We start from the raw sequence: 23378 nt of genomic DNA on the forward strand, positions 1-23378 counted from the left end.
CGCTCGCTGCCCACCGGTCCACCGTCATTCTCGACACACTCAAAGTGTTGCCGAGCTCGACCGCGGAGCATCCACGGACCAACCCTCGGTACGCGGCTGCCCGTGTCTCCCACGGAATCCTTCTCGCCACGACTGCACCCCTTCATCCAGGGGTGTTGCATTGGCCTTCTGAATCCAAGCCGGTAATTGCGACGAAAACTGCACACTCAAAAGCGACTACCGCAGCGGAACGCCCAGCAGTGCGTCGACTGCGTCGGCGAACAGGCCCGGCGCTTCCGCGTCGTCGCCGCCGCGGTCGACCGCGAACTGCGCCCACGCATCGAGGGCAGCGAGGGCCTTGGGGGTGTCGAGGTCGTCGGCAAGGTGCTGACGCAACCGCGCGATCGTGTCGTCGACCGACGACGCCGACGTCAATGCCGCCGCTTGCCGCCACAACTCCAGCCGCGCCTCTGCGGACGCAAGGACATCAGCGGTCCACGGCCGATCGACGCGGTAGTGGCCGGACATCAGGCCGAGCCGGATCGCGGCGGGGTCGACGCCTTCACCGCGCATCTTCGAGACGAACACCAGGTTGCCGCGCGACTTGGACATCTTCTCGCCGTCGAGGCCGATCATGCCGGTGTGCACGTAGTGCCGCGCGAAGCGGCGGTCGCCGGTGACGGCCTCGGCGTGCGCGGCGGAGAACTCGTGGTGCGGGAAGATCAGGTCGCTGCCGCCGCCCTGGACGTCGAAGCCGCTCCCGATGCGGTTGAGTGCGATCGCGGCGCATTCGATGTGCCAGCCGGGCCTGCCGTCGCCGAACGGGGACGGCCAGGACGGTTCGTCGGGACGCTGCGCGCGCCACAGGAGCGCGTCGAGCGGGTTGCGCTTGCCCGGCCGGTCCGGGTCGCCGCCACGTTCGGCGAAGAACTGCGCCATGGTGGCGTGGTCGTACCCGGATTCGTAGCCGAATTGTTCGGTGGCGTCGACCCGGAAGTACACGTCCGGATACTGCTCGTCGTCGACCACATACGCAGCCCCTGATGCGACGAGCTTCTCGACGAGCTCGATCACCTCACCCACCGATTCGACGGCACCGATGTAGTCGCGCGGCGGCAGGACCCGCAGCGCCTCCATGTCCTCACGGAACAGCGCGGTCTCGCGCATACCGAGCACCACCCAGTCCTCGCCGTCGCGGGCGGCGCGTTCGAACAGCGGGTCGTCGACGTCGGTGACGTTCTGCACGTAGTGGACAACGTGCCCGTTGTCGCGCCAGATGCGGTTGACCAGATCGAACGTGAGGTAGGTGGCGGCATGCCCGAGGTGGGTGGCGTCGTACGGGGTGATCCCGCATACGTACATCGTGGCCGTCGCGCCGGGGGTGACGGGTCGCACAGCTCGATCTGCGGTGTCGAACAACCTGAGCGGGGGGCCTTCACCGGGCACGGACGGAATCGCGACATCGGACCAAGACAGCATGGACCCGAGCCTAATGGAATGGGCGAAACGAGCAGCCTCGCCCCTGCTCCGCGGGCGTGCGTCACCATGGATTCGGTACGGTTCGATGTCGGCCACGGCCACGTGCGTTCGGCTCTACCGATTTCAGAATTTGTGGGAGGTTCCCGTGGCTGGTGGTCTCGTCGCTCTGTTGGACGACGTGGCGGTGCTCGCGAAGGCGGCAGCTGCGTCGATCGACGACATCGGAGCCGCGGCCGGTAAGGCAAGCATCAAGGCCGCGGGTGTGGTGGTCGACGACACCGCCGTCACCCCGCGCTATGTGCACGGGTTCTCCCCCGACCGCGAACTGCCGATCATCCGCAAGATCGCGATCGGGTCGATCCGCAACAAGCTGCTGATCATCCTCCCGGTGGCGATGCTGCTGAGCCAGTTTCTTCCGCAGGCACTGCCGTATCTGCTGATCGCCGGTGGCCTGTTCCTGTGCTTCGAGGGCGCCGAGAAGGTCTACGAAGCGCTGTTCGGTGGTCACCATGCCGACGAGGACGTCCCGGCAGCGGCGCGCGGGCCCGAGTTCGAGAAGTCCATGGTCAGCGGCGCGATCCGTACCGATCTGATCCTCTCGGCCGAGATCATGGTGATCTCGCTGTCGTCGGTCGAGAGCGAACCGTTCGTGACCCGGCTGTTGGTGCTGATCGTCGTCGCGATCCTGATCACCGTCCTGGTGTACGGGGTGGTCGCGCTGATCGTCAAGATGGACGACGTCGGCCTGGCGCTCGCACAACGCACCTCGACATTCAGTCAGCGCATCGGGCGCGGTCTGGTGGCCGCGATGCCGAAGGTGATGACGGTGCTCACCGTGGTCGGTATCGCCGCGATGCTGTGGGTGGGCGGCCACATCCTGATCGTCAACGTCGGTGAGGCCGGGTTCCACTGGCCCGCCGATCGTCTCCACGATCTCGAACACTGGTTCGGCGAGTTCGTCCACGGCGGGTTCGGCGGCGTCCTGTCGTGGACCGCAGGCACCGTGGCGTCCGCGATCGTCGGACTCGTCCTCGGCGCAATGGTCGTGCTGGTCGTACATTTGCTTCCGAAGCGGAAGAAGAACGCCGCGGCGCACTGACTCGATCAGGTCGCAGGCAGGTTCAGAACGCCGGCCACGGGATTCGCCGCTCACCGATGGGGCGGGGCATCAGGGGCTGGTCGAGCAGCGCGGTGATGCGGTGGTGCAGCGCCGCGACCTCGGCGTCGGTGATGTGCTCGGCGAGCACATCGGCGAAGTCACCGTCGAACCGGCGGGCAAGCTTGTCGAGGTCGGTGAGCAGCGCCTGATCGACGGTGGAGTTCGCCCAGCCCCACAGCACTGTCCGTAGCTTGTTCTGAGAATGCAGGCAGATGCCGTGGTCGATGCCGTAGACGGTGCCGTCCATGCCTTCGAGAACGTGGCCGCCCTTGCGGTCGGCGTTGTTGAGGACGACATCGAGCACGGCCATCCGCTGCAGTCGCGGGTCGTCGGCGTGGACGAGTGCGACGTCGCTGCCGTTCATGTCGCGCGCGTGCAGCACGGCCAGCCACCCGTCCGGTACTGCGTCGATCGGGCAGATGTCGACGAGGTCGAGCCTGTCGGCGGAATCTTCGCGGGTGTCGATCCAGCGTTGCACCATCCCGGGCCCGAACGGGCCGTCGCGCAACACTGTGAGGGGGATGACGCCCCAGCCGAGCGCCTCGGAGATGAGGTAGGACGCGACCTCGCGTCCGGCGAGGGTGCCGTCCGGGAAATCCCACAGCGGGCGTTCCCCGCGGACGGGTTTGTAGACACACCGCACGGTCTGTGAATCGAGCGTGGCGTCGCACACGAGGGTGGCGTTGCTGGCGTGCACGACCTGCCCGACGACGGTCAGGTCGCCGTCGGGCAGCACGCTGCGCACGTCGGGCACGGCCACGGTGTCAGCTCTCCTCGTCGAACCATGACGTCGGATCGAAGCCCGGTGTGCGCAGGTAGCCGTTGGTGCGCACGCAGATGTGGCCTTCCCCACCGATGGGTTCGCCGCACAGCGGGCAGGGGGTGCGCCCGGCGGAGATGACCATCTCGGAGCGGGTCGCGAAGCCTCGTGCCTGGATCGGGGTGAGGAAAACCCGGACGGCGTCGGGGCCTTCCTCGGTGTCGTCGAGGACGACGGATTCGTCGAGTTCGGTCTCGGTGACGGCGAGCAGTTCGACGACGACGGCGCCGGAGTCGGCGTCCCATCCCAATCCCATGGTGCCGACCCGGAATTCCGCGTCGATCGGGGTTTCCAGGGGGCTGGTGTCGACGTCGGCGTCTTCGGGCAGCGTGGTGCCGAACCGCCGGTGGACTTCTTCGAGCAGCAGACCCATCCGGTCGGCGAGGATCTGGACCTGCTGCTTTTCCAGTATCACGCTCACCACCCGGGAGTCGTGTACGGCCTGCAGGTAGAACACCCGGTCGCCGGGTTCACCGACGGTGCCGGCAACGAACCGGTCCGGAGTCCGGAAGACGTGTATCGCGCGGGCCATTGCACCTCCTCGAGTCCGTTCACTGTGCCATGTCGGTCACTGTCATTATCCGCCCCGGGTGCTGTGTCCCTCTCCGGCCTCGTCGGCCGAGGATTCGTCGGCCCCGCTGCCGGGCACTTCACCTCCGGGAACGGATTTCGGGGCGTCGGCGACCGCGAGACCGGAGAAGTCGCCGCCGGTGTCGTTGACGCGCAGGACGAAGGGCCTGGTGTCGGTGTAGCGCACGACGCTGATCGATGCGGGTTCGGCGACGATGCGCTGGAATCCGTCGAGGTGGGTGGCCAGCGCATCGGCCAGGATCGCCTTGATCACGTCGCCGTGGCTGCACGCGACCCACACGACGTCCTTGCCGTGGGTGTCGGCGAGGCGACGGTCGTGCTCGCGGATCGCCGCGACCGCGCGGGCCTGCACCTGCGCGAGTCCTTCGCCGCCGGGGAAGACCGCCGCGGACGCGTGCTGTTGCACGACCTTCCAGAGCGGTTCGCGGACGAGGTCGCCGAGTTTGCGGCCGGTCCACTGCCCGTAGTCGACTTCGGCGAGCCGGTCGTCGATGGTCGGTGTCAGGCCGCGGTCGGTGGCCAGCGGCTGCACGGTCTGTCGGCAGCGCATCAGCGGCGACCGGACGATCTCGGCGATCTCGAGCCCCGTCAAGCGGGTGAGAAGGTTCTTGGCCTGCACGTGGCCGACCTCGTCGAGTTCTACCCCGGGGGTGCGGCCGGCCAGCATGTGCGAGGTGTTGGCCGTCGACCGTCCGTGGCGCAGCAGGATGACCGTCATGTGATCCAGCCTAGATGTCGTGCGGCGCCACGGCGGCCGAGCGTCCCCACGGCGGCTACGTCGCCGCGATCACACCGGTGCCGAGCAGCCCGAAGAGCAGCAGACCGACGATGATGCGGTATCCGACGAACCAGTACATCGAGTGGTTCACCACGAATTTGAGCAGCCAGGCGATCGCCGCGTAGCCCACACCGAACGCGATGAGCGTCGCGACCGCGAGCTGAGCACCGGAGGCCTCGAGCCCCTCACCGACGGGTTCGAACGCATCGGGAAGGCTGAACAGCCCCGACGCGAGGACGGCCGGGATGGCCAGCAGGAACGAGTAGCGGGCTGCAGCCTCACGGGTCAGGCCGAGGAACAGACCGGCGGAGATCGTGCCACCGGAGCGCGACACACCGGGGATCAGTGCGAGCGCCTGCGCCGAACCCATGATCAGGCCGTCCTTGAGTGTGAGCTGCTCGATGGTGCGGCGCTGGCGTCCGTAGTATTCGGCGGCGGCGATGACGAACGAGAACACGATGAGCATGGTCGCGACGAGCCACAGGTTGCGTGCGACGGTACGGATCTCGTCCTTGAACACCAGTCCGAGGATGCCGATCGGGATGGTGCCGAGGATCACATACCAACCCATCTTGTAGTCGTGGTTGTCGCGGTGCTCCTTGTGGAACACGCCGCGGAACCAGGCGCACATGATGCGCCAGATGTCGCCGGCGAAGAACAACAGAACGGCGGCTTCGGTGCCGAGCTGCGTCACGGCGGTGAACGATGCGCCGGCGTCTGCTCCGAAGAACAGCTCGGACACGATCCGCAGGTGACCCGACGAAGAAATCGGCAGGAATTCGGTCAGACCCTGCACCAGTCCGAGGATGATTGTCTGCAGCCAGGTCATCGATTCGGTCATGCCGTCACCTCGGCACGGTCGCGGGAGGGTGATGTCCGGTGGGTCGAGGTGCCCGCATTCGATGAGCGCAGAGTCCGATTCACCCGCGAAACAGTACGCGGCGCGGCGAACCTCCACTCGTCGTGCATCCGACATTAAGGTGCCAGTCATGGGAACGGTCGTGCATCGATCGGCACGTTCCCTCCGGTCGGGAGGATCACAGGCGGTATGGAACACAGAACAGTGGGCTCGAGTGGACTGCGCGTGTCACGGCTCGGACTCGGAACGTTGACCTGGGGACGCGGCACCGACGGCGATGAGGCGGCTGCGCAGCTGTCGGCGTTCGTCGATGCGGGAGGCACTCTCGTCGACACCTCGCCCGCCTACGGTGATGGGGTTGCGCAGCGCATCCTCGCCGAACTGCTCGACGATGTGGTGCCCCGCGACGAACTGGTGCTCTCGGGCAGTTCCGGGATCGACACCACCAAGCTCGGTGCCGGCCGGGTCGACTGTTCCCGTGGTGGTCTGCTCACCCAACTCGACCACACGCTGCGAGAACTGGGCACCGACCACCTCGACATCTGGCAGGTCGCGACCTGGGACCCGCACACCCCTATCGAGGAGGTCGCGTCGGCGCTCGAGTTCGCCGTGTCCAGTGGCCGCGTCCGGTACGTCGGGGTGCGTGGCTATCTCGGGTGGCAGCTCGCGACGGCAGCAGCACACACCCGACGGCCCGCTCCCCTGGTGTGCACGCAGGTCGAGTACTCGCTCCTGGCGCGCGGCGTCGAAGAGGAACTCATCCCCGCGGCCGCACATCACGGCGTCGGCGTGTTCGCGGCGGTCCCGCTCGCCGGTGGTGTGCTCACCGGTAAGTACCGCTCGGGGACACCCGCCGATTCGCGCGGCGCCGACGACGTGCACACCGACGAAGTGCAGCGGTACCTGACGAAGTCCGCGATCAGGGTGGTCGACGCGGTTGCCACTGCCGCGGACGGGCTCGGCACATCGCCGTTGGCGGTGGCGTTGGCGTGGGTGCGGGATCGTCCGCATGTCGCCTCGGCCCTGGTCGGTGCGCGTGATCTGGCACAGTTGACGGGGGTGCTGGTCGCGGAGGAGCTGGCGTTGCCGCCGGCGATCTCGGCTGCACTCGACGACGTCAGTGCGTGAGATGGAACCGGGCCTCGCCGGTCCATCCCGCAAAGGTTAGGCTGTCCTTTCAACAGGGTTGATCACGGGCAGCACAGGGAGGTGGGGTCGATGACCACGACCGAGGTCACAGGGTTCGCCGAGCGGATCCGGATCGAGACACAGCAGGCACATTCGGACACCGAGAACTCGGTGTTCGTCACCGAACTGCTCGACGGCAAACTCGATGCCTCAGCCCATGCCGCGCTGATCGCCCAGACCTGGTTCGTGTACGACGCGCTCGAACGGATCGGACAGACCTACGCCGACGATCCCATCGTCGGACCGTTCCTGACCCCCGAACTTCTCCGCACCTCGGCACTCGAGGCCGACCTCGTGTTCCTGCTCGGCGAACAGTGGCGTGACGGGATCACGCCGCTGCCCGCCACCGTCGCGTATGTCGAACGGTTGCAGAAGGTCGCGGCATCATCGCCGGAAGCGTTCCTGGCGCACCACTACCTGCGGTACATGGGCGACCTGTCGGGTGGGCAGATCATCCGCCGCATGCTCGAACGCGCCTACGGATACGACCGCGACGGACTGCACTTCTACATCTTCGACGAGATCCCGAAGACGAAGCCGTTCAAGGACTCTTACCGCGCCAAGCTCGATGCCGCTCCCCTCGACGAGACCCAGCAGCAACAAGTGATCGACGAGGCGAACCTCGTCTTCGGTCTCAACGGCGCGTTGTTCGCCGACCTGGCCGCCGATCTCGACCGATACCGGGCGCAGGTCTGAACGATATGTTCCGTTCGACCGTGAAGGTCCTGTCGGCGCTGCTCGTGGCAATCGTCGCGCTCGTGCTCGGCAGCTGCAGCACCGAGTCCGGTGGATCCGGGGCATCCGCGGCTGCCGGTGCCCGCACCGCGACCGTCGCCGACCCCGATCCACGACCGATCACCACAGATACCTCCCCGACGCTTCCCGCGACAGTGCGCAGTTTCGACGGAGTCGATGTCACCGTGACCGATGTGTCGCGGATCGTCGTCGCGGACCGCTCCGGGACCCTCGCTCAGACCGTGTTCTCGCTCGGTCTCGGCGACAACGTCGTCGGCCGCTCCACCGCGATCTTCCCCGCCGGTGAGCACCTACCGAACGTCACGCCCGGCGGGCACAGTCTCAATACCGAAGCGATCCTGGCGTTGAACCCGACGGTGGTGCTCACCGACACCTCGATAGGTCCGCTGGCCGTGCAGCAGCAGTTGCGCGACACCGGCGTGCCGGTGGTGTTCGTCGATCCGGAACGCAACCTCGACACCGTGTCGACGGGCATCGAATCGGTTGCCGCAGCGCTCGGTGTCCCTGAGGCAGGCGAGGCGCTGATCGAGCGCACCAACGAGGAGATCGCCGCGGCACAGGCCTCTGTTCCGGCGGATCAACCCGAGTTCACCGTCGCGTTCCTGTATCTGCGTGGCTCGGCGATCAAAATGCTCGGCGGACCGGGGTCGGGTGCCGATGCGTTGATCGAAGCCCTAGGCGGACTCGACGCGGGAACCGTGGCCGGTCTCGAATCGCAGTTCATGCCGATCACCAGCGAGGCCATGATCGCGTCTGCGCCCGACACGATCCTGATCATGACGCACAGTCTCGAATCCGTCGGCGGACCGGAAGGCCTGGCCGAGCTTCCGGGTGTCGCGCAAACCCCGGCCGGGAAGAGCGGCAGCATCGTCGACATGGACGACGCGGTGCTGCTGAGTTTCGGACCCGAGACCGGTGAGGTCCTCGCGGCTCTCGTCGAGGCGTTCTATCCCCCCGATGCCGCGTGACCGAGTACCCCCTGATCGCGTGCCTGCTGTGAGTGAGGTCGGCGAAACCACCGGCCTGCCTGCCGAAGCGCTCCGCAAGGCCGGCGCCACCCGTACCACTGTGGTGTTCGCCGGTCTCGTCGTCGCGCTCGTGGCGCTCGCGATCGTGTCGGCGTGCCTCGGCCAGGTGCCCACCAGCCCCGCCGAGGTGGTCGGCAGTGTGCTCCACCGCATCGGACTCGACATCGGTCCGATGCCCGCCCACCCGGCCGGGGAGGTCACGCTGTGGGAGGTGAGGTTCCCGCGGGTCGTACTGGCGATGCTCGTCGGCGCCGCACTCGGCTGCTCCGGAGCGCTGCTGCAGGGCATTTTCGCGAATCCCCTCGCCGAGCCCGGCGTGATCGGGGTGTCATCGGGTGCTGCCGTCGGCGCGTCCGCGGTGATCGTGCTCGGCGGTGCCTTCTCGTCGGGATGGTCGCTGGCGTGGGCGGCACTGCTGTCCGGCCTGGTCACCACGTTCCTCGTGTATGCGATGTCGCGATCGGGGGGACGGACCGAGGTGGTCACCGTGATCCTCACCGGTGTCGCCGTCAACGCAATGGCCGGTGGGCTCATCGCGTTCTTCACCTTCGTCGCGAATCCCGCGGCCCGCGACCAGATCGTGTTCTGGCAGCTGGGCAGCCTCGGGGGCGCCACGTGGGACATCGTGTCGGTGGTCGCTCCACTCACCGCAGTCGGGGTCGCGGTGGCGATCGTGCTCGCCCCCAAACTCGATGTGCTCGCCCTCGGTGAGAGCGTTGCCCGTCATCTCGGGGTGAACGTCGAGCGGGTCCGGCAGGTGGCGATCGTCGCGGTCGCGGTGCTGGTCAGCGCCGCGGTGGCATTCACCGGCATCATCATGTTCGTGGGGCTCGTCGTGCCGCACCTGATGCGTCTCGCGCTTGGTCCCGCCCACCGCGTGCTCATGTTCGCCAGTGTCCTGGGCGGCGCGGTAGTGCTCCTGGCAGCCGATCTCGGTGCCCGCACCCTGGTGCCCAACGCCGACCTGCCGCTCGGCATGCTCACCGCACTGATCGGTGGCCCGGTGTTCTTCCTGATGCTGCGCCGCACACGAGCCAAGCAGGGTGGGTGGGCGTGAGCCGGATGTCGTTCTCCTCTCCCGTCGCCCCGCTACTCGATCGGCTACGCGGCCGCCGCGACCTGCCCGAGCGATCCACGCCCGGTTCCGCGACCCTGCGCGGTACCGGGATCCGACTGCAGCGCGGCGAACGCGAAATCCTGCACGGCGTCGACTTCGAGGTTCGCGTCGGCGAGGTGGTCGCACTGGTGGGCCCCAACGGCGCGGGCAAGTCGACATTGCTCGCAGCGTTGACCGGCGACCATCCGCTCAGCGGCGGGTACGTCGAGGTCGACGGACGTGATCTCGACGAATGGACTCCCCTGGCGTTGGCGCGGCGACGCGCTGTGCTGCCGCAACAGCACACCGTCGGATTTCCCTTCACGGCGCGGCAGGTCGTGCAGATGGGCCGCGCCGCGTGGGCACGCACGGACCGCCAGGACTCCGACGTCGAACTCGTCGACGCCGCGTTCGAAACCTGCGACGTGGCACATCTCGCCGACCGTCCCTTCCCGGCGTTGTCGGGTGGTGAACGCGCCCGGGTCGCGCTGGCCCGTGTGCTCGCCCAGGACACCCAGACGCTGCTGCTGGACGAACCGACCGCTGCACTCGACATCGGACATCAGGAAACGATCATGCGGGTGGTGAGGTCCCGCGCCGATCACGGGCACGCCGTGGTGGTGGTGTTGCACGACCTCGGTCTCGCCGCCGCGTACGCCGACCGAATCTGCGTGCTCGAGAAGGGTCGTCTCGTTGCCGACGGCGGCCCGGACGAGGTGCTCACCGAGGAACTGCTCAGCCGCGTCTACGACTATCCGGTGCGGGTCAGCGCTCATCCGGAGACCGGGACGCCGCTCGTGCTGCCGCATCGGGAAGGACCCGCATCCACACTGTGAGCGCCACGTCACACCGCCGTTGACCGGCACGGAGGCGCCTGCACCCACCGGATGACGATCGGGAACACTGGATCGTGGCGTCGCATTCAGGGCGCTGCCACAGCCACAGCACAACAGCGAGGAGCAACGACGATGGGTGGACCGGTGATGCGCAGCGCCGCGGTGGTGATCGGGCTTGCGGTGACGCTGGTCGCCGGATGCTCCTCGTCCGAGGACGCTGCCGAGTCGGTACCGACCCGCGAACCGGCCACCGCTGCGGTGGCACCCGGGGTGACCACGACACCCGCCGGGGTCGTCACTCCCCTCGCGGAGTCGGTCGAAGCGATGGTCATCGCCCCCGGCACCAACGTCGTCGCGGCCCTCGTCGACGATGGGCAGCAGCTGCTGTTGATCGATGAAGCAGGCGCAGAGTCGCGCGAGGTGGCGTTGCCCGCAGCCGCGGCAACCGTCTCCCCCGGCCCCGACGGAACCGTGCTGGCGCCCGCGGCAGGCGTGGTCGCGCAGGTCGACACCACCACCGGAACCGTCACGGAGGTTCCGCTCGACGGCGACGCACTCTCGGCTGCGGTCCTGCCCGACGACCGCTGGGCGGTCGGCACCTCGAACGGCACTGTGCTCATCGTCGCCCCCGAGACCGGTGAGGTGGAGTCCACGATCAGTGGTCTCGTCTCCGTCGACGCACTCACGGTCGCCGACGACACCGTCGCCGCGCTGGACCGGCACCAGACGTCCATCACCGAACTCGACCTCGAGGATTCGGACCTGCGTATCGCACTACGCGCCGGGGACGGCGCCACGCAGATGACCAGCGACCCTTTCGGGCGCGTCATCGTCACCGACACCGACGGCGACGAACTGCTCGTCCATACGCTCGACTCGCTGGTGTTGCGGCAGCGTTATCCGGTGGGCCCGGCACCCTACGCGGTGGCCTACGACGAGAAACGTGACCTGGTGTGGGTCACCCTGACCGGCAGCAATGAGGTCGTGGGCTACGATCTGTCGACCGGTATCCCGAGGGAGCGCCACCGCTTCGCGACTGTGCAGCAACCCAACTCGCTCGCCGTCGATCCCGCCGATGCGGCACTGGTGGTGGCATCGGCGACCGGCGACGGACTGCAGAGGATTCCGGTCGAAGGGTAGTGATGGCAGGCGAGAATGCGAGCCGGTTCACCCGCCTCCCTGTGGGGTGGGATACCAGCAACGACGACTACGAGTACGTGCCGCTGAAGCTTCCGAAGGAAGTCTCGCGGATCAGCGCCTCGCTGCGGCTCGCGATATCCGCCGAGTTCCACGGCTGGGAGCTGACCCGACTGCGGTTGTATCCCGACGGCAGTCGCCGGGTGCTGCTGCGCCGACGTAAGACCGGCCGTCACATCCCCGAACCCACCGTCCGCTGATCGAATATCCGGGCTTCGCGCCCACTTTGCAGGGAGTCGTTCGTGTACCGCTTGCTTCTTCGCGTGATGTTCCTCGTGCCGCCGGAACGGATCCACCACCTGGTGTTCCTGGTGCTGCGTCTGATCACCGGCTTCGGGCCGACCCGCGCGCTCGCGTCGAAGATCCTCACTGTCGACGATCCGGTGCTGGACAACACCGTGTTCGGTGTCCGGTTCCCGAATCCGGTGGGCATGGCCGCTGGTTTCGACAAGGACGCCAAGGGTGTCGACGCGTGGGGCCCACTCGGGTTCGGTTTCGCAGAGATCGGTACGGTCACCGCGCAGGCGCAGCCCGGTAACCCGGCGCCGCGACTGTTCCGGTTGCCGGAGGATCGCGCGCTGGTCAACCGGATGGGGTTCAACAACCACGGTGCCGGTGAGGCCGCAAATCATCTGCGGCAGCGCCGCAGGACGGTGCCGATCGGCGCGAACATCGGCAAGACGAAGATCGTGCCCGCCGAGCAGGCTGCAGAGGACTACACCGCGAGCGCGCAGCTGCTCGGTCCACTCGCCGATTTCGTGGTGGTCAACGTCTCGTCCCCGAACACGCCGGGCCTGCGGGATCTGCAGGCAGTCGAGTCGCTGCGTCCGCTGCTGCAGGCGGTCCTCGACACTGTGACGGTGCCGGTGCTCGTGAAGATCGCCCCGGACCTGTCGGACGAGGACATCGACGCGGTCGCCGATCTCGCTGTCGAGTTGAAGCTCGCTGGGATCGTGGCCACCAACACCACCATCCGCCGCGACGGATTGCGTACCGACGCCGCCCGTATCGAGGAGATCGGGGCAGGCGGCCTGTCCGGTGCTCCCGTGGCAGCACGATCCCTCGAGGTATTGCGACGGCTGTACGCGCGTGTCGGTGATCGTTTGACGCTCGTGTCGGTCGGTGGGATCGAGACGCCCGAGCAGGCGTGGGAGCGCATTCTGGCCGGTGCATCGCTGGTGCAGGGCTACACCGGGTTCATCTACGGCGGCGCGTTCTGGACGCGTCGCCTCAACAAGGGCCTCGCCCGCAAGCTGCGTGCATCGGGTTACGCGTCGATCGCCGATGCAGTGGGGGCCGGTCGCTGAGACTGCCACTCCGCCCCACCGACCGACCGAAGGTGACGTTCGGTCACTTGGAGTGTACGAATGTCACCTTCGGTCAGAGCAATCTTGCTACTTCACCTCGTAGGTACCGGTCAGCAGGCCGCGCGCGATGGCGTGTCCGAATACGTTGAATCCGAGGAACGCCGGGCTCGCATCCGGCCCGACGCCTTCGAGTGTGTCGACGTCCAGGGCGTGCACGGCGACGATGTAGCGATGGTGGCCGTGTCCGGCCGGCGGCGCCGCACCGATGAACCCGAATGCGCCACCGTCGTGGCGCAGCTGCACTGCTCCCGTCGGCAATGCGGACGCATCGGCCGTGCCGGCGCCGGACGGCAGTTCGGTGATCGAGGCCGGGATGTTCGCCACCGCCCAGTGCCAGAAGCCGGAGGCGGTCGGGGCGTCGGGGTCGAAGACGGTCACGACGAAGCTCTTCGTTTCTTCCGGGAACCCGGACCACGACAGCTGCGGGGAGATGTCGCCACCGCCGGAGATTCCGAAGGCGCCGCTGGCCTGCGGGAGTTTCCACTCCTCGCCGTCGGCGAAGTCCTCGCTGGTCACCTGGAAAGTGGGCAGCGCGGGCAGGAACTCGTACGGGTCGTAATCGAAGGCCATACCGGTCCTTTCGGGTTGTGTTCGGTGATCGATTTCGGTGATCAGGAGTGCATGATGAAGTGTTCCATGACACGCGTGCCGAAGCGCAGCGCCTCGACGGGAACACGCTCGTCGACCCCGTGGAACAGGGCCGCGAAGTCGAGTTCCGGGGGCAGCTGCAGTGGCGCGAAGCCGAAGCAGCGGATCCCGAGCTTGGCGAACGCCTTGGCGTCGGTGCCTCCCGACAGCATGTACGGCACCGTGCGCCCGAGAGGGTCGTGCGCCTCGATAGCGGCGTTCATCGCGTCGACGAGGTCGCCGTCGAACGTGGTCTCGTAGGAATCGAGGCTGGTGATCCATTCGCGGGTCACGTCGGGGCCGATCAGTTCGTCGACGGTGCGTTCGAATTCGGCGAGGCGACCGGGCAGGATCCGGCAATCGACGACCGCTTCGGCGGTCTGCGGGATGACGTTCGCCTTGTAACCTGCATCGAGCATCGTCGGGTTGGCGGTATCGCGCAGCGTGGCGCCGACAATTCTGGCGATCGAGCCGAGCTTCGCCAGAGTGCCTTCGAGGTCGGGTGAGGTGGGGTCGAAGTCCAGTCCGGTCTCCTCCCCCGCGGCGGCGAGAAACTCGGCAACAGAGTCCGGGACCACGAGCGGAAACGTGTGAGTGCCCAACCTCGCGACGGCCTGCGCGAGGATCGTGACGGCATTCTCCTCGTGGAGGAACGATCCGTGTCCGGCGCGTCCCTTCGCGGTCAAACGCATCCATCCGAGGCCCTTTTCTGCGGTCTCGACCATGTAGAGCCGGCGTTCGGTGCCGTCGGGTCGCGGGACGGTCAGGGAGAAGCCGCCCACCTCACCCACAGCCTCGGTGATCCCCTCGAACAGGTCGGGGCGGTGCCGGACCAGCCACTGGGAGCCGTAGGTTCCGCCGGCTTCTTCGTCGGCGAGGAATGCGAAGACGAGGTCGCGGGGCGGGACGATACCCTCCGCTTTGAAGCGTCGGGCAACGGCGATCATCATCCCGACCATGTCTTTCATGTCCACGGCGCCACGACCCCAGACATAGCCGTCCTCGACGGCGCCGGAGAACGGGTGCACACTCCAGTCGGCGGGTTCGGCGGGGACCACGTCGAGGTGGCCGTGCAGCATCAGCGCACCGCGGTCGGGGTCGGCACCGGGGAGCCTGGCGAACAGGTTGCCACGACCGGGTGCACCGGATTCGACGTAGGTGGTCTCGTATCCGACCTCCTGCAGTTGGGACGCGACCCATTCGGCACATTCCTTCTCGCCGCGGGTGGTGGCGAGGTCGCCGGTATTCGACGTATCGAAGCGGATGAGCCGGGAGACGAGGTCGACGACCTCGGCTTCGGCTCGGGACGGTTGGTGCGCGCTCGACGTGGTGGCCATGCCTGCATGTCTACCACCGACGGCGTTGTGAATCACTGCAGGTGGGGGTGGCGATTTGGGAGCTGGGGCGTGGTGCGTTAATCTTTCACAGCGCCCGCCGGAGCGGGTGCGAGCATCAAGTCCGAGTGGCGGAATGGCAGACGCGCTAGCTTGAGGTGCTAGTGTCCTATTAACGGACGTGGGGGTTCAAGTCCCCCCTCGGACACTCTGAGTCGAGACAGACGACGAAGGCCCCGAACCGATCAGGTTCGGGGCCTTCGTCGTTGTTCGGATGATCGTCGATCACGATGACGGGCGGGGTGAACGCGCCCCCGTAGCCGACCTGGGGAGGCGAATTGGGGAACGGCGCATCCATGCGCTACTGTTTTCGACAGCGCCCGCGAGAGCGGGAGTTCACCGCGTGCCCGTGTGGCACCGGTCCGAGTGGCGGAATGGCAGACGCGCTAGCTTGAGGTGCTAGTGTCCTATTAACGGACGTGGGGGTTCAAGTCCCCCCTCGGACACTCCGAACATGATGGCCCCGAACCTGTTTCAGGTTCGGGGCCATCTTCGTCGGATCGGGATGATCGCTCAGTCGCGGCGGCCCTTGCGGAAATAGCTGATCGGCCCCACGAAGTTCACGGCGATGATCAGCGCCCACTTCAACTTGTTGCCGTTGACCTTCTCGGCGGGCCGCGTCGCGAGATCGGCCCAGGCGCTCGCGGCGAGTGAGAGCTGGACGCTCGCGAGCACGAGCACGAGGGCTCGCTGCCACGGCGGCAGGTCGGCGAATTTCTTCTCGGCACGGGCGGTCTCCGCTGGTGCGGTCGAACTCATCTTTCCCTCCGAAGTGATCCTCAGGACACGAGCGTCGGGACGTCCGCGCTCGCCCGGTACCATTATCGGGCTTCACCACACACCGGAAAAGGGCACATGGACCCCCACAGCGACACTGCAGCGACACTCACCGACACACTCGGATCCGAGCGGATCGATCCCGCCGAACTCGACACTTGCCTCCGCGTACTCGATCTGGCGGGCGGACTCGCGGCCGACCACCCGGATGCGGTCACGGTGCAGCGCGCCGTCGGGCACATGTTCAAGAAGTTCAAGCGGCGCCGCCGCAACGAGCGACGCGACCGAAAGGCCGCCGCCGATCGCGAGGTGCTCGAGTCCACCGCGACCGGCTCCCCCACGCGCATCGACGACGAGACCGCCGGTGTTCCACTCACCTCGTCCGCACGCAATGCCACCGCGGGAACTCTGCTGCGTCCGCGTGGCTGCTACGTCTGCAAGAACAAGTACACACAGGTGGACGCGTTCTACCACCAGCTGTGCCCGGAGTGTGCTGCCGCGAATCATGCCAAGCGTGACGCCCGCACCGACCTGACCGGTCGACGTGCACTACTCACCGGTGGCCGCGCCAAGATCGGCATGTACATCGCGCTGCGGTTACTGCGTGACGGCGCGCACACCACGATCACCACCCGCTTCCCGAACGACGCGATCCGTCGGTTCAGTGCGATGGAGGACTGCGCCGACTGGATCCACCGCCTGCGGGTGGTCGGTATCGATCTTCGCGACCCGGCGCAGGTCGTCGCCCTCGCCGACGAGGTCGCGGCGCAGGGCCCGTTGGATATCCTCATCAACAACGCGGCACAGACCGTGCGTCGCTCCCCCGGTGCCTATTCGGCGCTCGCCGAGGCCGAGTCCGCAGCCCTTCCGGCAGGACCTCGTCCGGAGGTCCTCACGTTCGGCAAGCCGTCGGACGCGCATCCCGCCGCGCTCGCCGGGAGCCTCTCGGGCAGTGCGTTGTCGGCGGAGTCCGTGTCGTCGCTGGCCATGGTGGCCGGGTCCGCGACTCCCGAGCGGATCGCCGCGGGCATCGCGATCGACGCCGGTGGTCTGCTTCCCGATCTGGTGCACACCAACAGCTGGGTGCAGACCGTGGGTGAGGTCGAGCCACTCGAGCTGCTCGAGGTGCAGTTGTGCAACTCGGTGGCGCCGTTCATCCTCGTCGACCGGCTGCGCCCGTCGATGGCCTCGTCACGGGCGCGTCGCAAGTACATCGTCAATGTCTCGGCGATGGAAGGTCAGTTCGCCGGCCGCCGATACAAGGGCGCGGGGCACCCGCACACCAACATGGCGAAGGCTGCGCTCAACATGCTCACCCGTACGAGCGCCGAGGAAATTCTCAGCGATGGCATCCTCATGACGGCCGTCGACACGGGATGGATCACCGACGAACGACCTCACCACACGAAGATTCGGCTGGCCGAGGAAGGCTTCCACGCACCGCTCGATCTGGTCGACGGCGCGGCGCGGGTGTACGACCCGATCGTCCAGGGTGAATCCGGCGTCGATCTGTACGGGTGCTTCCTCAAGGACTACGCGCCGGCACCCTGGTGACAGCCGGTCCGGTGAGATCCGGCCGACACGACACCTCCGGCGGAGATCACTTCCACACAGATCGGATTCCGGATTCACCGGTGTGGGCCGCGATACTGATACACAGTGGTCCACTGTCCCACCGCGCATAGGAGCATCATGTCTGTCGCCGTCGTCCATGCCGAAACCCCTGAGGGACGCGCTGCCCTGCGTGCCGGTGCCCGTGAGGCCGCCGACCGCGGGCAGAAATTGGTCGTCCTGGCTCCTCTCGACGAACCCGCCGAGAGTGACGCGGTGGACGCCGTTGTCCGAGAAGTTCTCGGCGAGGGCGACTGGGAGCTACTCACCGATGTCCACGACGGCGATTCGGTCGGAACACTCGTCGAATTGCTCGCGCGCAGCGGCGCCGAAAGGGCAGTGGTGGGTAGCCGCGGCCGGACCGCGACCGGCAAGTTCCTGCTCGAACGTGGGCTGCAGCGCATGATCATCGAAGCGGCTGTTCCGGTACTCGTCGTGAAGGACGAATGATCGGCTTACGCTGGTTGCATGGTCTACCGGCTGCTCGCCGACGCCACCGCGTTCGTCCATCTGCTGTTCGTGCTCTACGTCGCGTTCGGCGGGTTTCTCACGTGGCGGTGGCCACGCACGATCATCACCCATGTGCTTGCAGTGGTGTGGGGCGCCGGGTCGGTGATCGTGGGGTTCGACTGCCCGTTGACGTCGGCAGAGAACTGGGCCCGGGACAAGGCCGGTGACTCGGGGCTGCCCCCGGGTGGCTTCATCGAGCATTATCTGACCGGCGTGATCTATCCCGAATCCGCACTCGGGTTGGTTCGCGCGGGTGTCGTGGTCTGTGTCGTGGTGTCGTGGTCGGTGCTGTGGGTGCGTCACGGCCGCACGCGTGTGAGAAAAGGCGCGCTTGGACTTACTCGACAGTAGGGTGGCGGCATGACTGCCTCACGCCATCTCGACGTCGTCGTCTACGGCGCTACCGGCTTCGTTGGCCGGCTCACCGCCGAGTACCTCGCCCACCACCTTCCGTCCGGTCTGACGGTCGGACTCGCCGGTCGTTCCCGCGACAAACTCGAAGCCGTGCGTGGGGCGCTTCCTCCCACCGCCGCCGAGTGGCCGTTGATCATCGCAAATGCGGACGATCCCGACTCCCTGGCCGCGATGGCATCCGAGACTCGCGTGGTGATCACCACGGTCGGCCCCTATGCCCGGTACGGTCTGCCGCTGGTCCAGGCGTGCGCCGAGGCAGGTACCGATTATGTGGACCTGACCGGTGAGGTCTTGTTCCAACGCGAGAGCATCGACCGGTTCGACGACATCGCGCACCGCACCGGCGCCCGCATCGTGCACGGGTGCGGGTTCGATTCGGTTCCGTCCGATCTCGGTGTGCATGCCTTGCGGCGCGCCGCGGACGCCGACGGGGCCGGCGCACTGACCGACACCACGTACATCCTGACGTCGATGCGCGGCGGTGTCAGCGGTGGCACGATCGATTCACTGCGCAACCAGCTCGATGTGGTCCGCGGCGATCGCACGGCACGGAAGATCGCGGCGAGTCCCTACTCGTTGTCACCCGACCGGGATCAGGAGCCCGACCACGGCCGGCAGAGCGATATCGCGCTGGTCGACGGCAAGTCGATCGCTCCGGAGGTCACCGGATGGAAGGCGCCGTTCGCGATGGCGTCGGTCAACACCCGGGTGGTGCGGCGCAGCAGCGCCCTCACCGAGGGGACCTACGGGCCGCGGTTCCGGTATCGGGAGGTGATGAACGTCGGCTCGTCGGTGGCGTCACCTCTGATCGCCGGGGCCGTCGCCGCGGGGCTGGGTGCCCTCGTGGCGGGCCTGTCGTTCCGCCCGACCAGGTTCCTGCTCGATAAGGTGTTGCCCGCCCCCGGTGAGGGCCCGTCGGAGCAGACCCGCGAACGCGGGTATTTCACGGTCGATCTGTACACCACCACCGAGACCGGCGCCCGCTACACGGCGCGGTTCGCCGCGAAGGGCGATCCCGGGTACAAGGCGACCGCGGTGATGCTGAGCGAATCCGCGCTGTCGTTGGCCGTCGGAGGTTCTGCGCTGCACGCCGGTGGTGGGGTGCTCACCCCCGCTGTGGCGTTCGGCGACGTGCTGACCGAGCGGCTTCGAGCGGCGGGCTTCGAGATCTCGACGCGCCGCCTACCCTGACTGCGCGCACCGGCGTGGATCCGACATCGGCGGCGGGTTATGCTCGATCGGTCGCTCATCCGGCGACCGAAGTATCCGACGGAAGATGGGGCACCATGCACGCGACGAGCATCGAGACGGCTCCGGCTGCTCGGCTTGCGCTGATGGCGTTCTGGCCTACCCGTCGTGGCGCGTGCTTCGACTGCGAGTGTTGTTCCTGGATGTCCTTCTGAGCGGTGTCGCACCGCTCGTCGTGTTCGTCTAGGTCCCTTCCAGTCGCACGGAGCGATGCATGCTCAATCTCCTCGTCTTCACGTTGGTCGGTGCCGGTGCCCAGTTGGTCGATGGCGCACTCGGCATGGCGTTCGGTGTCACTGCCACCACCTTGCTGATCTTCAGTGGTGTCGGCGCAGCGCACGCGAGTGCCGCCGTCCACCTGGCCGAGGTCGGCACCACTCTGGTCTCCGGTGCTGCGCATTGGCGGTTCCGTAACATCGACTGGAAGGTCGTGCTGCGACTCGGTGTACCCGGTGCGGTCGGCGCGTTTCTCGGTGCCACTGTTCTCTCCGGTCTGTCCACGGAAGCAGCCGTGCCGGTCACGGCGACGATCCTGCTGGTCATCGGTGTGTACGTGGCGTTGCGTTTCTCTGTTCGCCCGCCGGCGGTGGCCGATGCCCGTAGATCGCCGCACACCGCGAAGTTCCTCTCACCTCTCGGATTCTTCGGTGGTTTCATCGACGCGAGCGGCGGCGGCGGTTGGGGTCCTATCACCACCAGCACACTGCTTTCGCGCGGAAAGACCGCACCGCGCACGGTGATCGGTTCGGTCAGCGCCTCGGAGTTCCTCGTCGCGGTCGCTGCGAGCATCGGCTTCCTCATCGGTCTGGGACGCGAGTCGCTCGACAACCTGCTCATCGTCGCGGGGTTGGCGATCGGAGGTGCGCTTGCCGCTCCGGTGGCCGCATGGCTGGTCTCCCGCGTTCCGGCGACACTGTTGGGGACCGCGGTCGGCGGCGTCATCGTCGTGACCAACCTGTACAAGTTATTCGACACCTTCGAGGTGTCCAGCACCGTCGCGACGCTGCTCTACGTGCTGCTCATCGCCGGCTGGATCACCCTGCTGATCGTGTCGTGGAAGCGTTCGAAACTCACTTCGGCCGAGTCGTCGGGCGGCCTCGAGAATCTCGAGGCTCCGACCCCGACAGCGTTGCAGGAAGACTCGCAGGGCCAAAAAATCTAGCACGTACCCCGGCCGGACAAAACGCCCATACCAAGATCATTACGGCGCACCGCACCCGATAGCATTCGCCGCGTGAATCGACTCCGCCTTGCAGCTCTGCCTGCCATCCTTGCCTGCGCTCTCACCCTCGGTGCCTGCTCGTCCGACGACGACACGTCGGCCTCCGGGAGCGACAGCGCCTCCGAGACCGCCGATGCCACATTCTCCGACGGAGATGTCAGCGTCGAGACGCTCGACGCCGATCTCCTCGCGAAGTTCTCGAGCTGCGACGACGTTGCCCCGGCCGTGGAACAGTACATCGAAGGACTCGACGCCGATCCGAACAACGGCTCGAGCGACTACGGCGTGTACTGCACCTGGTCGACGCCCGCCAGTGCCGCAAGCCTCGACGACATCCGCACGGTCGAGGTCATGATCGAGACCGGGAACGGCGCCGTGTCGGACACCTCGGTACTCGGCACCGCAGGTCTCGAAGTGCTCTCCGACAGCGCCGTCGAGTCGAAGGGGGGCGTCGCGTACACGATGAACATGGGCACCGACGCGGCCGGCATCACTGTCACCACCGTCGAGTTCCCGGACGTGCGCGTCTCCATCACCGGCGGGCAGTGGGCCGACTCCCCCAGTTTGGACGGACCGGCCGCCGTCGCTGCCGCCACCGAGATTCTGGGCCTCTGAGCAACCGGTCTCGAACGACACGGGCGCGATCACCGAGATGGTGAGCGCGCCCGTTCTCGTCTCGGGTCACTCGAGTGTGCTCGCCGCACTCCGATCGGCGTTCTCATCCCGGGCCGCCCGGCCCCGGGTCATCACGCCGTGTGTGATGAGTACCTGCGCCGCGATGTAGGTGAGCATCACCCAGAACCCCGACAGCGGCAGGGGGAAGTCCTCGACGAACGCGCGCAATGCGATCAACGAATCGGAGACCACGAAGATCACCGCGCCGATCGCGACGGTGCGCCCGACGCCGGTGGCGAGAACCGCCATCGTGGCCAGACACAACGCATAGACCACGACGGGGATCAGCAGCACACCCGCGCCCGGAGCGCACACCGCCACCAGGGCGATGACAGCGACCGCGAAGACCGCGAGTACCCACCGCCTGGTGTGCAGCACGCTCTCGGCCCGATACGGCAGAAACGCCGCGATGTAGGTCACCTGCGCACACAGGAAGAATCCGACAAGCACCAGGAACGAGGTGTCACCGTCGAACAGGTCGGGTGCAGTGTCGCCGAGCCAGGAGAAGGTCAACGCCACCAGCGTCAGCTCGACGAGCCGTGATCGGGGCGCGGTCGTGCCGAGCACGAGCGCGGCCGCCAGCACCGGCATGAGCAGCCATTGAGTGGCGTCGACCGACATTGCCTCGGGGTCGATCAGCTGGGCGATCAGATGCACCGCGGCGAGTACACCGAAACCGGCGAACGCGATCCGCGCAGCGATGCCCTGGGTCACCGAGCGGGACCCTCGTTCTCGGCGCCGCCGTCGTCGACATCGTCGAAAGCATCGAGGATCTGCCGCGCACCGATGGCCGCGGTGAGCGACCCGTCGCGCACTCCGGCCTCGACGTCACCGCGGATCGCCTTGACACGCGGATTGCCTTCGAGTCGCCGGAGCAGTTGGTCGTGCACCATCGTCCACGTCCAGTCGACCTGTTGGCGACTGCGGTTCTCGTCGAACTGCCCGGCCTCGGTGAGCACTCTCTTGTGCTCGAGGACGGTGTCCCAGAACGTATCCAGCCCCAGGCCTTCGAGACCGCTCATGGTGATCACCGGCGGCTTCCACAACGCGTCGTGCGGATGCACCATGCGCATCGCGCCGGACAGTTCGCGCGCAGCGACACGCGCGTCGCGCTCGTGGTTGCCGTCCGCCTTGTTCACCGCGACGAGATCAGCGAGCTCGAGCACGCCCTTCTTGATGCCCTGCAACTGGTCGCCGGTGCGGGCGAGCGTGAGAAAACAGAAGCAGTCCACCATGTTCGCGACGGTGACCTCCGACTGCCCGACACCGACGGTCTCGACCAGGATCACGTCGAACCCGGCCGCCTCGAGCAGCACCATCGTCTCGCGGGTCGCCTTGGCGACACCGCCGAGGGTGCCGGCGGTGGGCGATGGCCGGATGAAGGCGTCCTGCTCCCCGGACAACCGGGCCATCCTGGTCTTGTCGCCCAGGATCGAGCCGCCGGTACGGGTCGACGAGGGGTCGACGGCGAGCACCGCGACCCGGTGTCCCTTACCGAGCAGGTACATACCGAGCGAGTCGATGAACGTCGACTTCCCGACCCCGGGGACGCCGGTGATACCGACCCTGATCGCACCGCCCGCGCGCGGGAGCAGGCGCAGCAGCAGCTGCTGCGCCTGCTCCCGATGGTCGTCGCGAGTCGATTCGATCAGGGTGATCGCCTTCGCGAGTCCGGCGCGCTCGTTGGCGAGTACCGATTCCGCGAGGGCGTCGAGGTCGACCGGACGCCGGCGCGTCGCGGTATTCCCGATCGAGGTGTCACTCATG

General features: G+C 67.2%; 26 protein-coding genes and 2 tRNA genes. 18 read left to right on the forward strand and 10 right to left on the reverse strand.

Annotation, left to right across the window (positions count from 1 at the left end; all coding sequences use genetic code 11):
* Nucleotides 1-216: 216 nt before the first annotated feature.
* Nucleotides 217-1458, reverse strand: a complete 1242-nt coding sequence (gene mshC / locus EV641_RS00005; RefSeq protein ID WP_132469932.1) for a cysteine--1-D-myo-inosityl 2-amino-2-deoxy-alpha-D-glucopyranoside ligase — start codon at nucleotides 1456-1458, stop codon at nucleotides 217-219.
* 145 nt (nucleotides 1459-1603) lie between these two features.
* Between mshC and EV641_RS00010 the strand changes: the two genes are divergently transcribed.
* On the forward strand, nucleotides 1604-2557 hold the full coding sequence (locus tag EV641_RS00010; protein ID WP_199233086.1) for a DUF808 domain-containing protein: 954 nt from the start codon (nucleotides 1604-1606) through the stop codon (nucleotides 2555-2557).
* 22 nt (nucleotides 2558-2579) lie between these two features.
* On the opposite strand, the gene EV641_RS00015 is transcribed toward EV641_RS00010, so the two are convergent.
* From EV641_RS00015 to EV641_RS00030, 4 genes are read right to left on the reverse strand one after another with little or no spacing between them, the layout of a single operon-like run.
* Complete coding sequence (locus EV641_RS00015; RefSeq protein WP_132469936.1) at nucleotides 2580-3377, reverse strand: SCO1664 family protein; 798 nt, start codon at nucleotides 3375-3377, stop codon at nucleotides 2580-2582.
* 4 nt (nucleotides 3378-3381) lie between these two features.
* Nucleotides 3382-3969 carry a DUF3090 domain-containing protein gene (locus EV641_RS00020; protein WP_054719069.1) on the reverse strand — a complete coding sequence of 196 codons (588 nt, stop codon included), beginning with the start codon at nucleotides 3967-3969 and terminating at the stop codon, nucleotides 3382-3384.
* A gap of 45 nt (nucleotides 3970-4014) precedes the next feature.
* The gene (locus tag EV641_RS00025) at nucleotides 4015-4746 is read right to left on the reverse strand and encodes a histidine phosphatase family protein (RefSeq protein ID WP_132469938.1); all 732 of its coding nucleotides are present in this window, start codon (nucleotides 4744-4746) and stop codon (nucleotides 4015-4017) included.
* A 55-nt stretch (nucleotides 4747-4801) separates the two neighbouring features.
* Nucleotides 4802-5647 carry an undecaprenyl-diphosphate phosphatase gene (locus tag EV641_RS00030; protein WP_054720534.1) on the reverse strand — a complete coding sequence of 282 codons (846 nt, stop codon included), beginning with the start codon at nucleotides 5645-5647 and terminating at the stop codon, nucleotides 4802-4804.
* Between the two features lie 207 nt (nucleotides 5648-5854).
* Here EV641_RS00030 and EV641_RS00035 point away from each other — a divergent pair, with 207 nt between their 5' ends.
* The 8 genes from EV641_RS00035 to EV641_RS00070 all read left to right on the forward strand — a co-directional run bounded on the left by EV641_RS00035 (nucleotide 5855) and on the right by EV641_RS00070 (nucleotide 13073).
* On the forward strand, nucleotides 5855-6793 hold the full coding sequence (locus tag EV641_RS00035) for an aldo/keto reductase (RefSeq protein ID WP_132469940.1): 939 nt from the start codon (nucleotides 5855-5857) through the stop codon (nucleotides 6791-6793).
* Between the two features lie 90 nt (nucleotides 6794-6883).
* On the forward strand, nucleotides 6884-7549 hold the full coding sequence (locus tag EV641_RS00040; RefSeq protein ID WP_054720371.1) for a biliverdin-producing heme oxygenase: 666 nt from the start codon (nucleotides 6884-6886) through the stop codon (nucleotides 7547-7549).
* A 5-nt stretch (nucleotides 7550-7554) separates the two neighbouring features.
* The gene (locus EV641_RS00045; protein ID WP_054720369.1) at nucleotides 7555-8577 is read left to right on the forward strand and encodes an ABC transporter substrate-binding protein; all 1023 of its coding nucleotides are present in this window, start codon (nucleotides 7555-7557) and stop codon (nucleotides 8575-8577) included.
* A gap of 55 nt (nucleotides 8578-8632) precedes the next feature.
* Nucleotides 8633-9694 carry an iron ABC transporter permease gene (locus EV641_RS00050; RefSeq protein WP_241996776.1) on the forward strand — a complete coding sequence of 354 codons (1062 nt, stop codon included), beginning with the start codon at nucleotides 8633-8635 and terminating at the stop codon, nucleotides 9692-9694.
* Nucleotides 9695-9699: 5 nt separating this feature from the next.
* The gene (locus tag EV641_RS00055; protein ID WP_132470743.1) at nucleotides 9700-10569 is read left to right on the forward strand and encodes a heme ABC transporter ATP-binding protein; all 870 of its coding nucleotides are present in this window, start codon (nucleotides 9700-9702) and stop codon (nucleotides 10567-10569) included.
* Nucleotides 10570-10701: 132 nt separating this feature from the next.
* Nucleotides 10702-11709 (forward strand): hypothetical protein, encoded by a 1008-nt coding sequence (locus EV641_RS00060; protein ID WP_132469944.1) that lies wholly within the window; start codon nucleotides 10702-10704, stop codon nucleotides 11707-11709.
* A gap of 2 nt (nucleotides 11710-11711) precedes the next feature.
* Nucleotides 11712-11966, forward strand: coding sequence for a DUF5703 family protein (locus tag EV641_RS00065; RefSeq protein ID WP_054717883.1), 255 nt, complete (start codon nucleotides 11712-11714; stop codon nucleotides 11964-11966).
* A 42-nt stretch (nucleotides 11967-12008) separates the two neighbouring features.
* Nucleotides 12009-13073 carry a quinone-dependent dihydroorotate dehydrogenase gene (locus EV641_RS00070; protein WP_054717884.1) on the forward strand — a complete coding sequence of 355 codons (1065 nt, stop codon included), beginning with the start codon at nucleotides 12009-12011 and terminating at the stop codon, nucleotides 13071-13073.
* A gap of 87 nt (nucleotides 13074-13160) precedes the next feature.
* Here the strand turns inward: EV641_RS00070 and EV641_RS00075 are convergent, their stop codons facing one another.
* Nucleotides 13161-13703: a YbhB/YbcL family Raf kinase inhibitor-like protein gene (locus tag EV641_RS00075; protein ID WP_132469946.1), complete on the reverse strand. Its 543-nt coding sequence runs from the start codon at nucleotides 13701-13703 to the stop codon at nucleotides 13161-13163.
* Nucleotides 13704-13744: 41 nt separating this feature from the next.
* Nucleotides 13745-15097 carry a M20/M25/M40 family metallo-hydrolase gene (locus EV641_RS00080; protein WP_132469948.1) on the reverse strand — a complete coding sequence of 451 codons (1353 nt, stop codon included), beginning with the start codon at nucleotides 15095-15097 and terminating at the stop codon, nucleotides 13745-13747.
* A gap of 119 nt (nucleotides 15098-15216) precedes the next feature.
* Between EV641_RS00080 and EV641_RS00085 the strand changes: the two genes are divergently transcribed.
* A tRNA-Leu gene (locus EV641_RS00085) sits at nucleotides 15217-15302 on the forward strand.
* A gap of 212 nt (nucleotides 15303-15514) precedes the next feature.
* Nucleotides 15515-15600: transfer RNA gene (locus EV641_RS00090), tRNA-Leu, on the forward strand.
* A gap of 67 nt (nucleotides 15601-15667) precedes the next feature.
* Here EV641_RS00090 and EV641_RS00095 read toward each other — a convergent pair.
* Nucleotides 15668-15913 carry a PLDc N-terminal domain-containing protein gene (locus tag EV641_RS00095; protein ID WP_132469950.1) on the reverse strand — a complete coding sequence of 82 codons (246 nt, stop codon included), beginning with the start codon at nucleotides 15911-15913 and terminating at the stop codon, nucleotides 15668-15670.
* Between the two features lie 96 nt (nucleotides 15914-16009).
* Between EV641_RS00095 and EV641_RS00100 the strand changes: the two genes are divergently transcribed.
* From EV641_RS00100 to EV641_RS00125, 7 genes are all read left to right on the forward strand, one after another.
* Entirely contained in the window at nucleotides 16010-17485 is a 1476-nt protein-coding gene (locus tag EV641_RS00100) for an SDR family NAD(P)-dependent oxidoreductase (protein ID WP_132469952.1), read from the forward strand.
* Nucleotides 17486-17623: 138 nt separating this feature from the next.
* Nucleotides 17624-17992 carry a universal stress protein gene (locus EV641_RS00105; protein ID WP_054715989.1) on the forward strand — a complete coding sequence of 123 codons (369 nt, stop codon included), beginning with the start codon at nucleotides 17624-17626 and terminating at the stop codon, nucleotides 17990-17992.
* Nucleotides 17993-18010: 18 nt separating this feature from the next.
* The gene (locus tag EV641_RS00110) at nucleotides 18011-18403 is read left to right on the forward strand and encodes a DUF2784 domain-containing protein (RefSeq protein WP_054715987.1); all 393 of its coding nucleotides are present in this window, start codon (nucleotides 18011-18013) and stop codon (nucleotides 18401-18403) included.
* Nucleotides 18404-18412: 9 nt separating this feature from the next.
* The gene (locus EV641_RS00115; protein ID WP_132469954.1) at nucleotides 18413-19657 is read left to right on the forward strand and encodes a saccharopine dehydrogenase NADP-binding domain-containing protein; all 1245 of its coding nucleotides are present in this window, start codon (nucleotides 18413-18415) and stop codon (nucleotides 19655-19657) included.
* Nucleotides 19658-19742: 85 nt separating this feature from the next.
* Complete coding sequence (locus EV641_RS29110) at nucleotides 19743-19901, forward strand: hypothetical protein (protein WP_158289109.1); 159 nt, start codon at nucleotides 19743-19745, stop codon at nucleotides 19899-19901.
* A gap of 27 nt (nucleotides 19902-19928) precedes the next feature.
* Nucleotides 19929-20876, forward strand: a complete 948-nt coding sequence (locus tag EV641_RS00120) for a sulfite exporter TauE/SafE family protein (RefSeq protein WP_132469956.1) — start codon at nucleotides 19929-19931, stop codon at nucleotides 20874-20876.
* A 72-nt stretch (nucleotides 20877-20948) separates the two neighbouring features.
* Entirely contained in the window at nucleotides 20949-21551 is a 603-nt protein-coding gene (locus tag EV641_RS00125) for a hypothetical protein (protein WP_241996691.1), read from the forward strand.
* 66 nt (nucleotides 21552-21617) lie between these two features.
* On the opposite strand, the gene EV641_RS00130 is transcribed toward EV641_RS00125, so the two are convergent.
* Together EV641_RS00130 and meaB are read right to left on the reverse strand one after the other, a co-directional pair.
* Nucleotides 21618-22325 carry a lysoplasmalogenase gene (locus EV641_RS00130; RefSeq protein ID WP_054715981.1) on the reverse strand — a complete coding sequence of 236 codons (708 nt, stop codon included), beginning with the start codon at nucleotides 22323-22325 and terminating at the stop codon, nucleotides 21618-21620.
* Nucleotides 22322-23377: a methylmalonyl Co-A mutase-associated GTPase MeaB gene (meaB, locus tag EV641_RS00135; protein ID WP_054715978.1), complete on the reverse strand. Its 1056-nt coding sequence runs from the start codon at nucleotides 23375-23377 to the stop codon at nucleotides 22322-22324. Before meaB ends, EV641_RS00130 begins: the two co-directional genes overlap by 4 nt.
* Nucleotide 23378 lies beyond the last annotated feature (1 nt).

The organism is Rhodococcus sp. SMB37 (assembly GCF_004345605.1).
In the GTDB taxonomy this organism is placed as follows: domain Bacteria; phylum Actinomycetota; class Actinomycetes; order Mycobacteriales; family Mycobacteriaceae; genus Rhodococcus.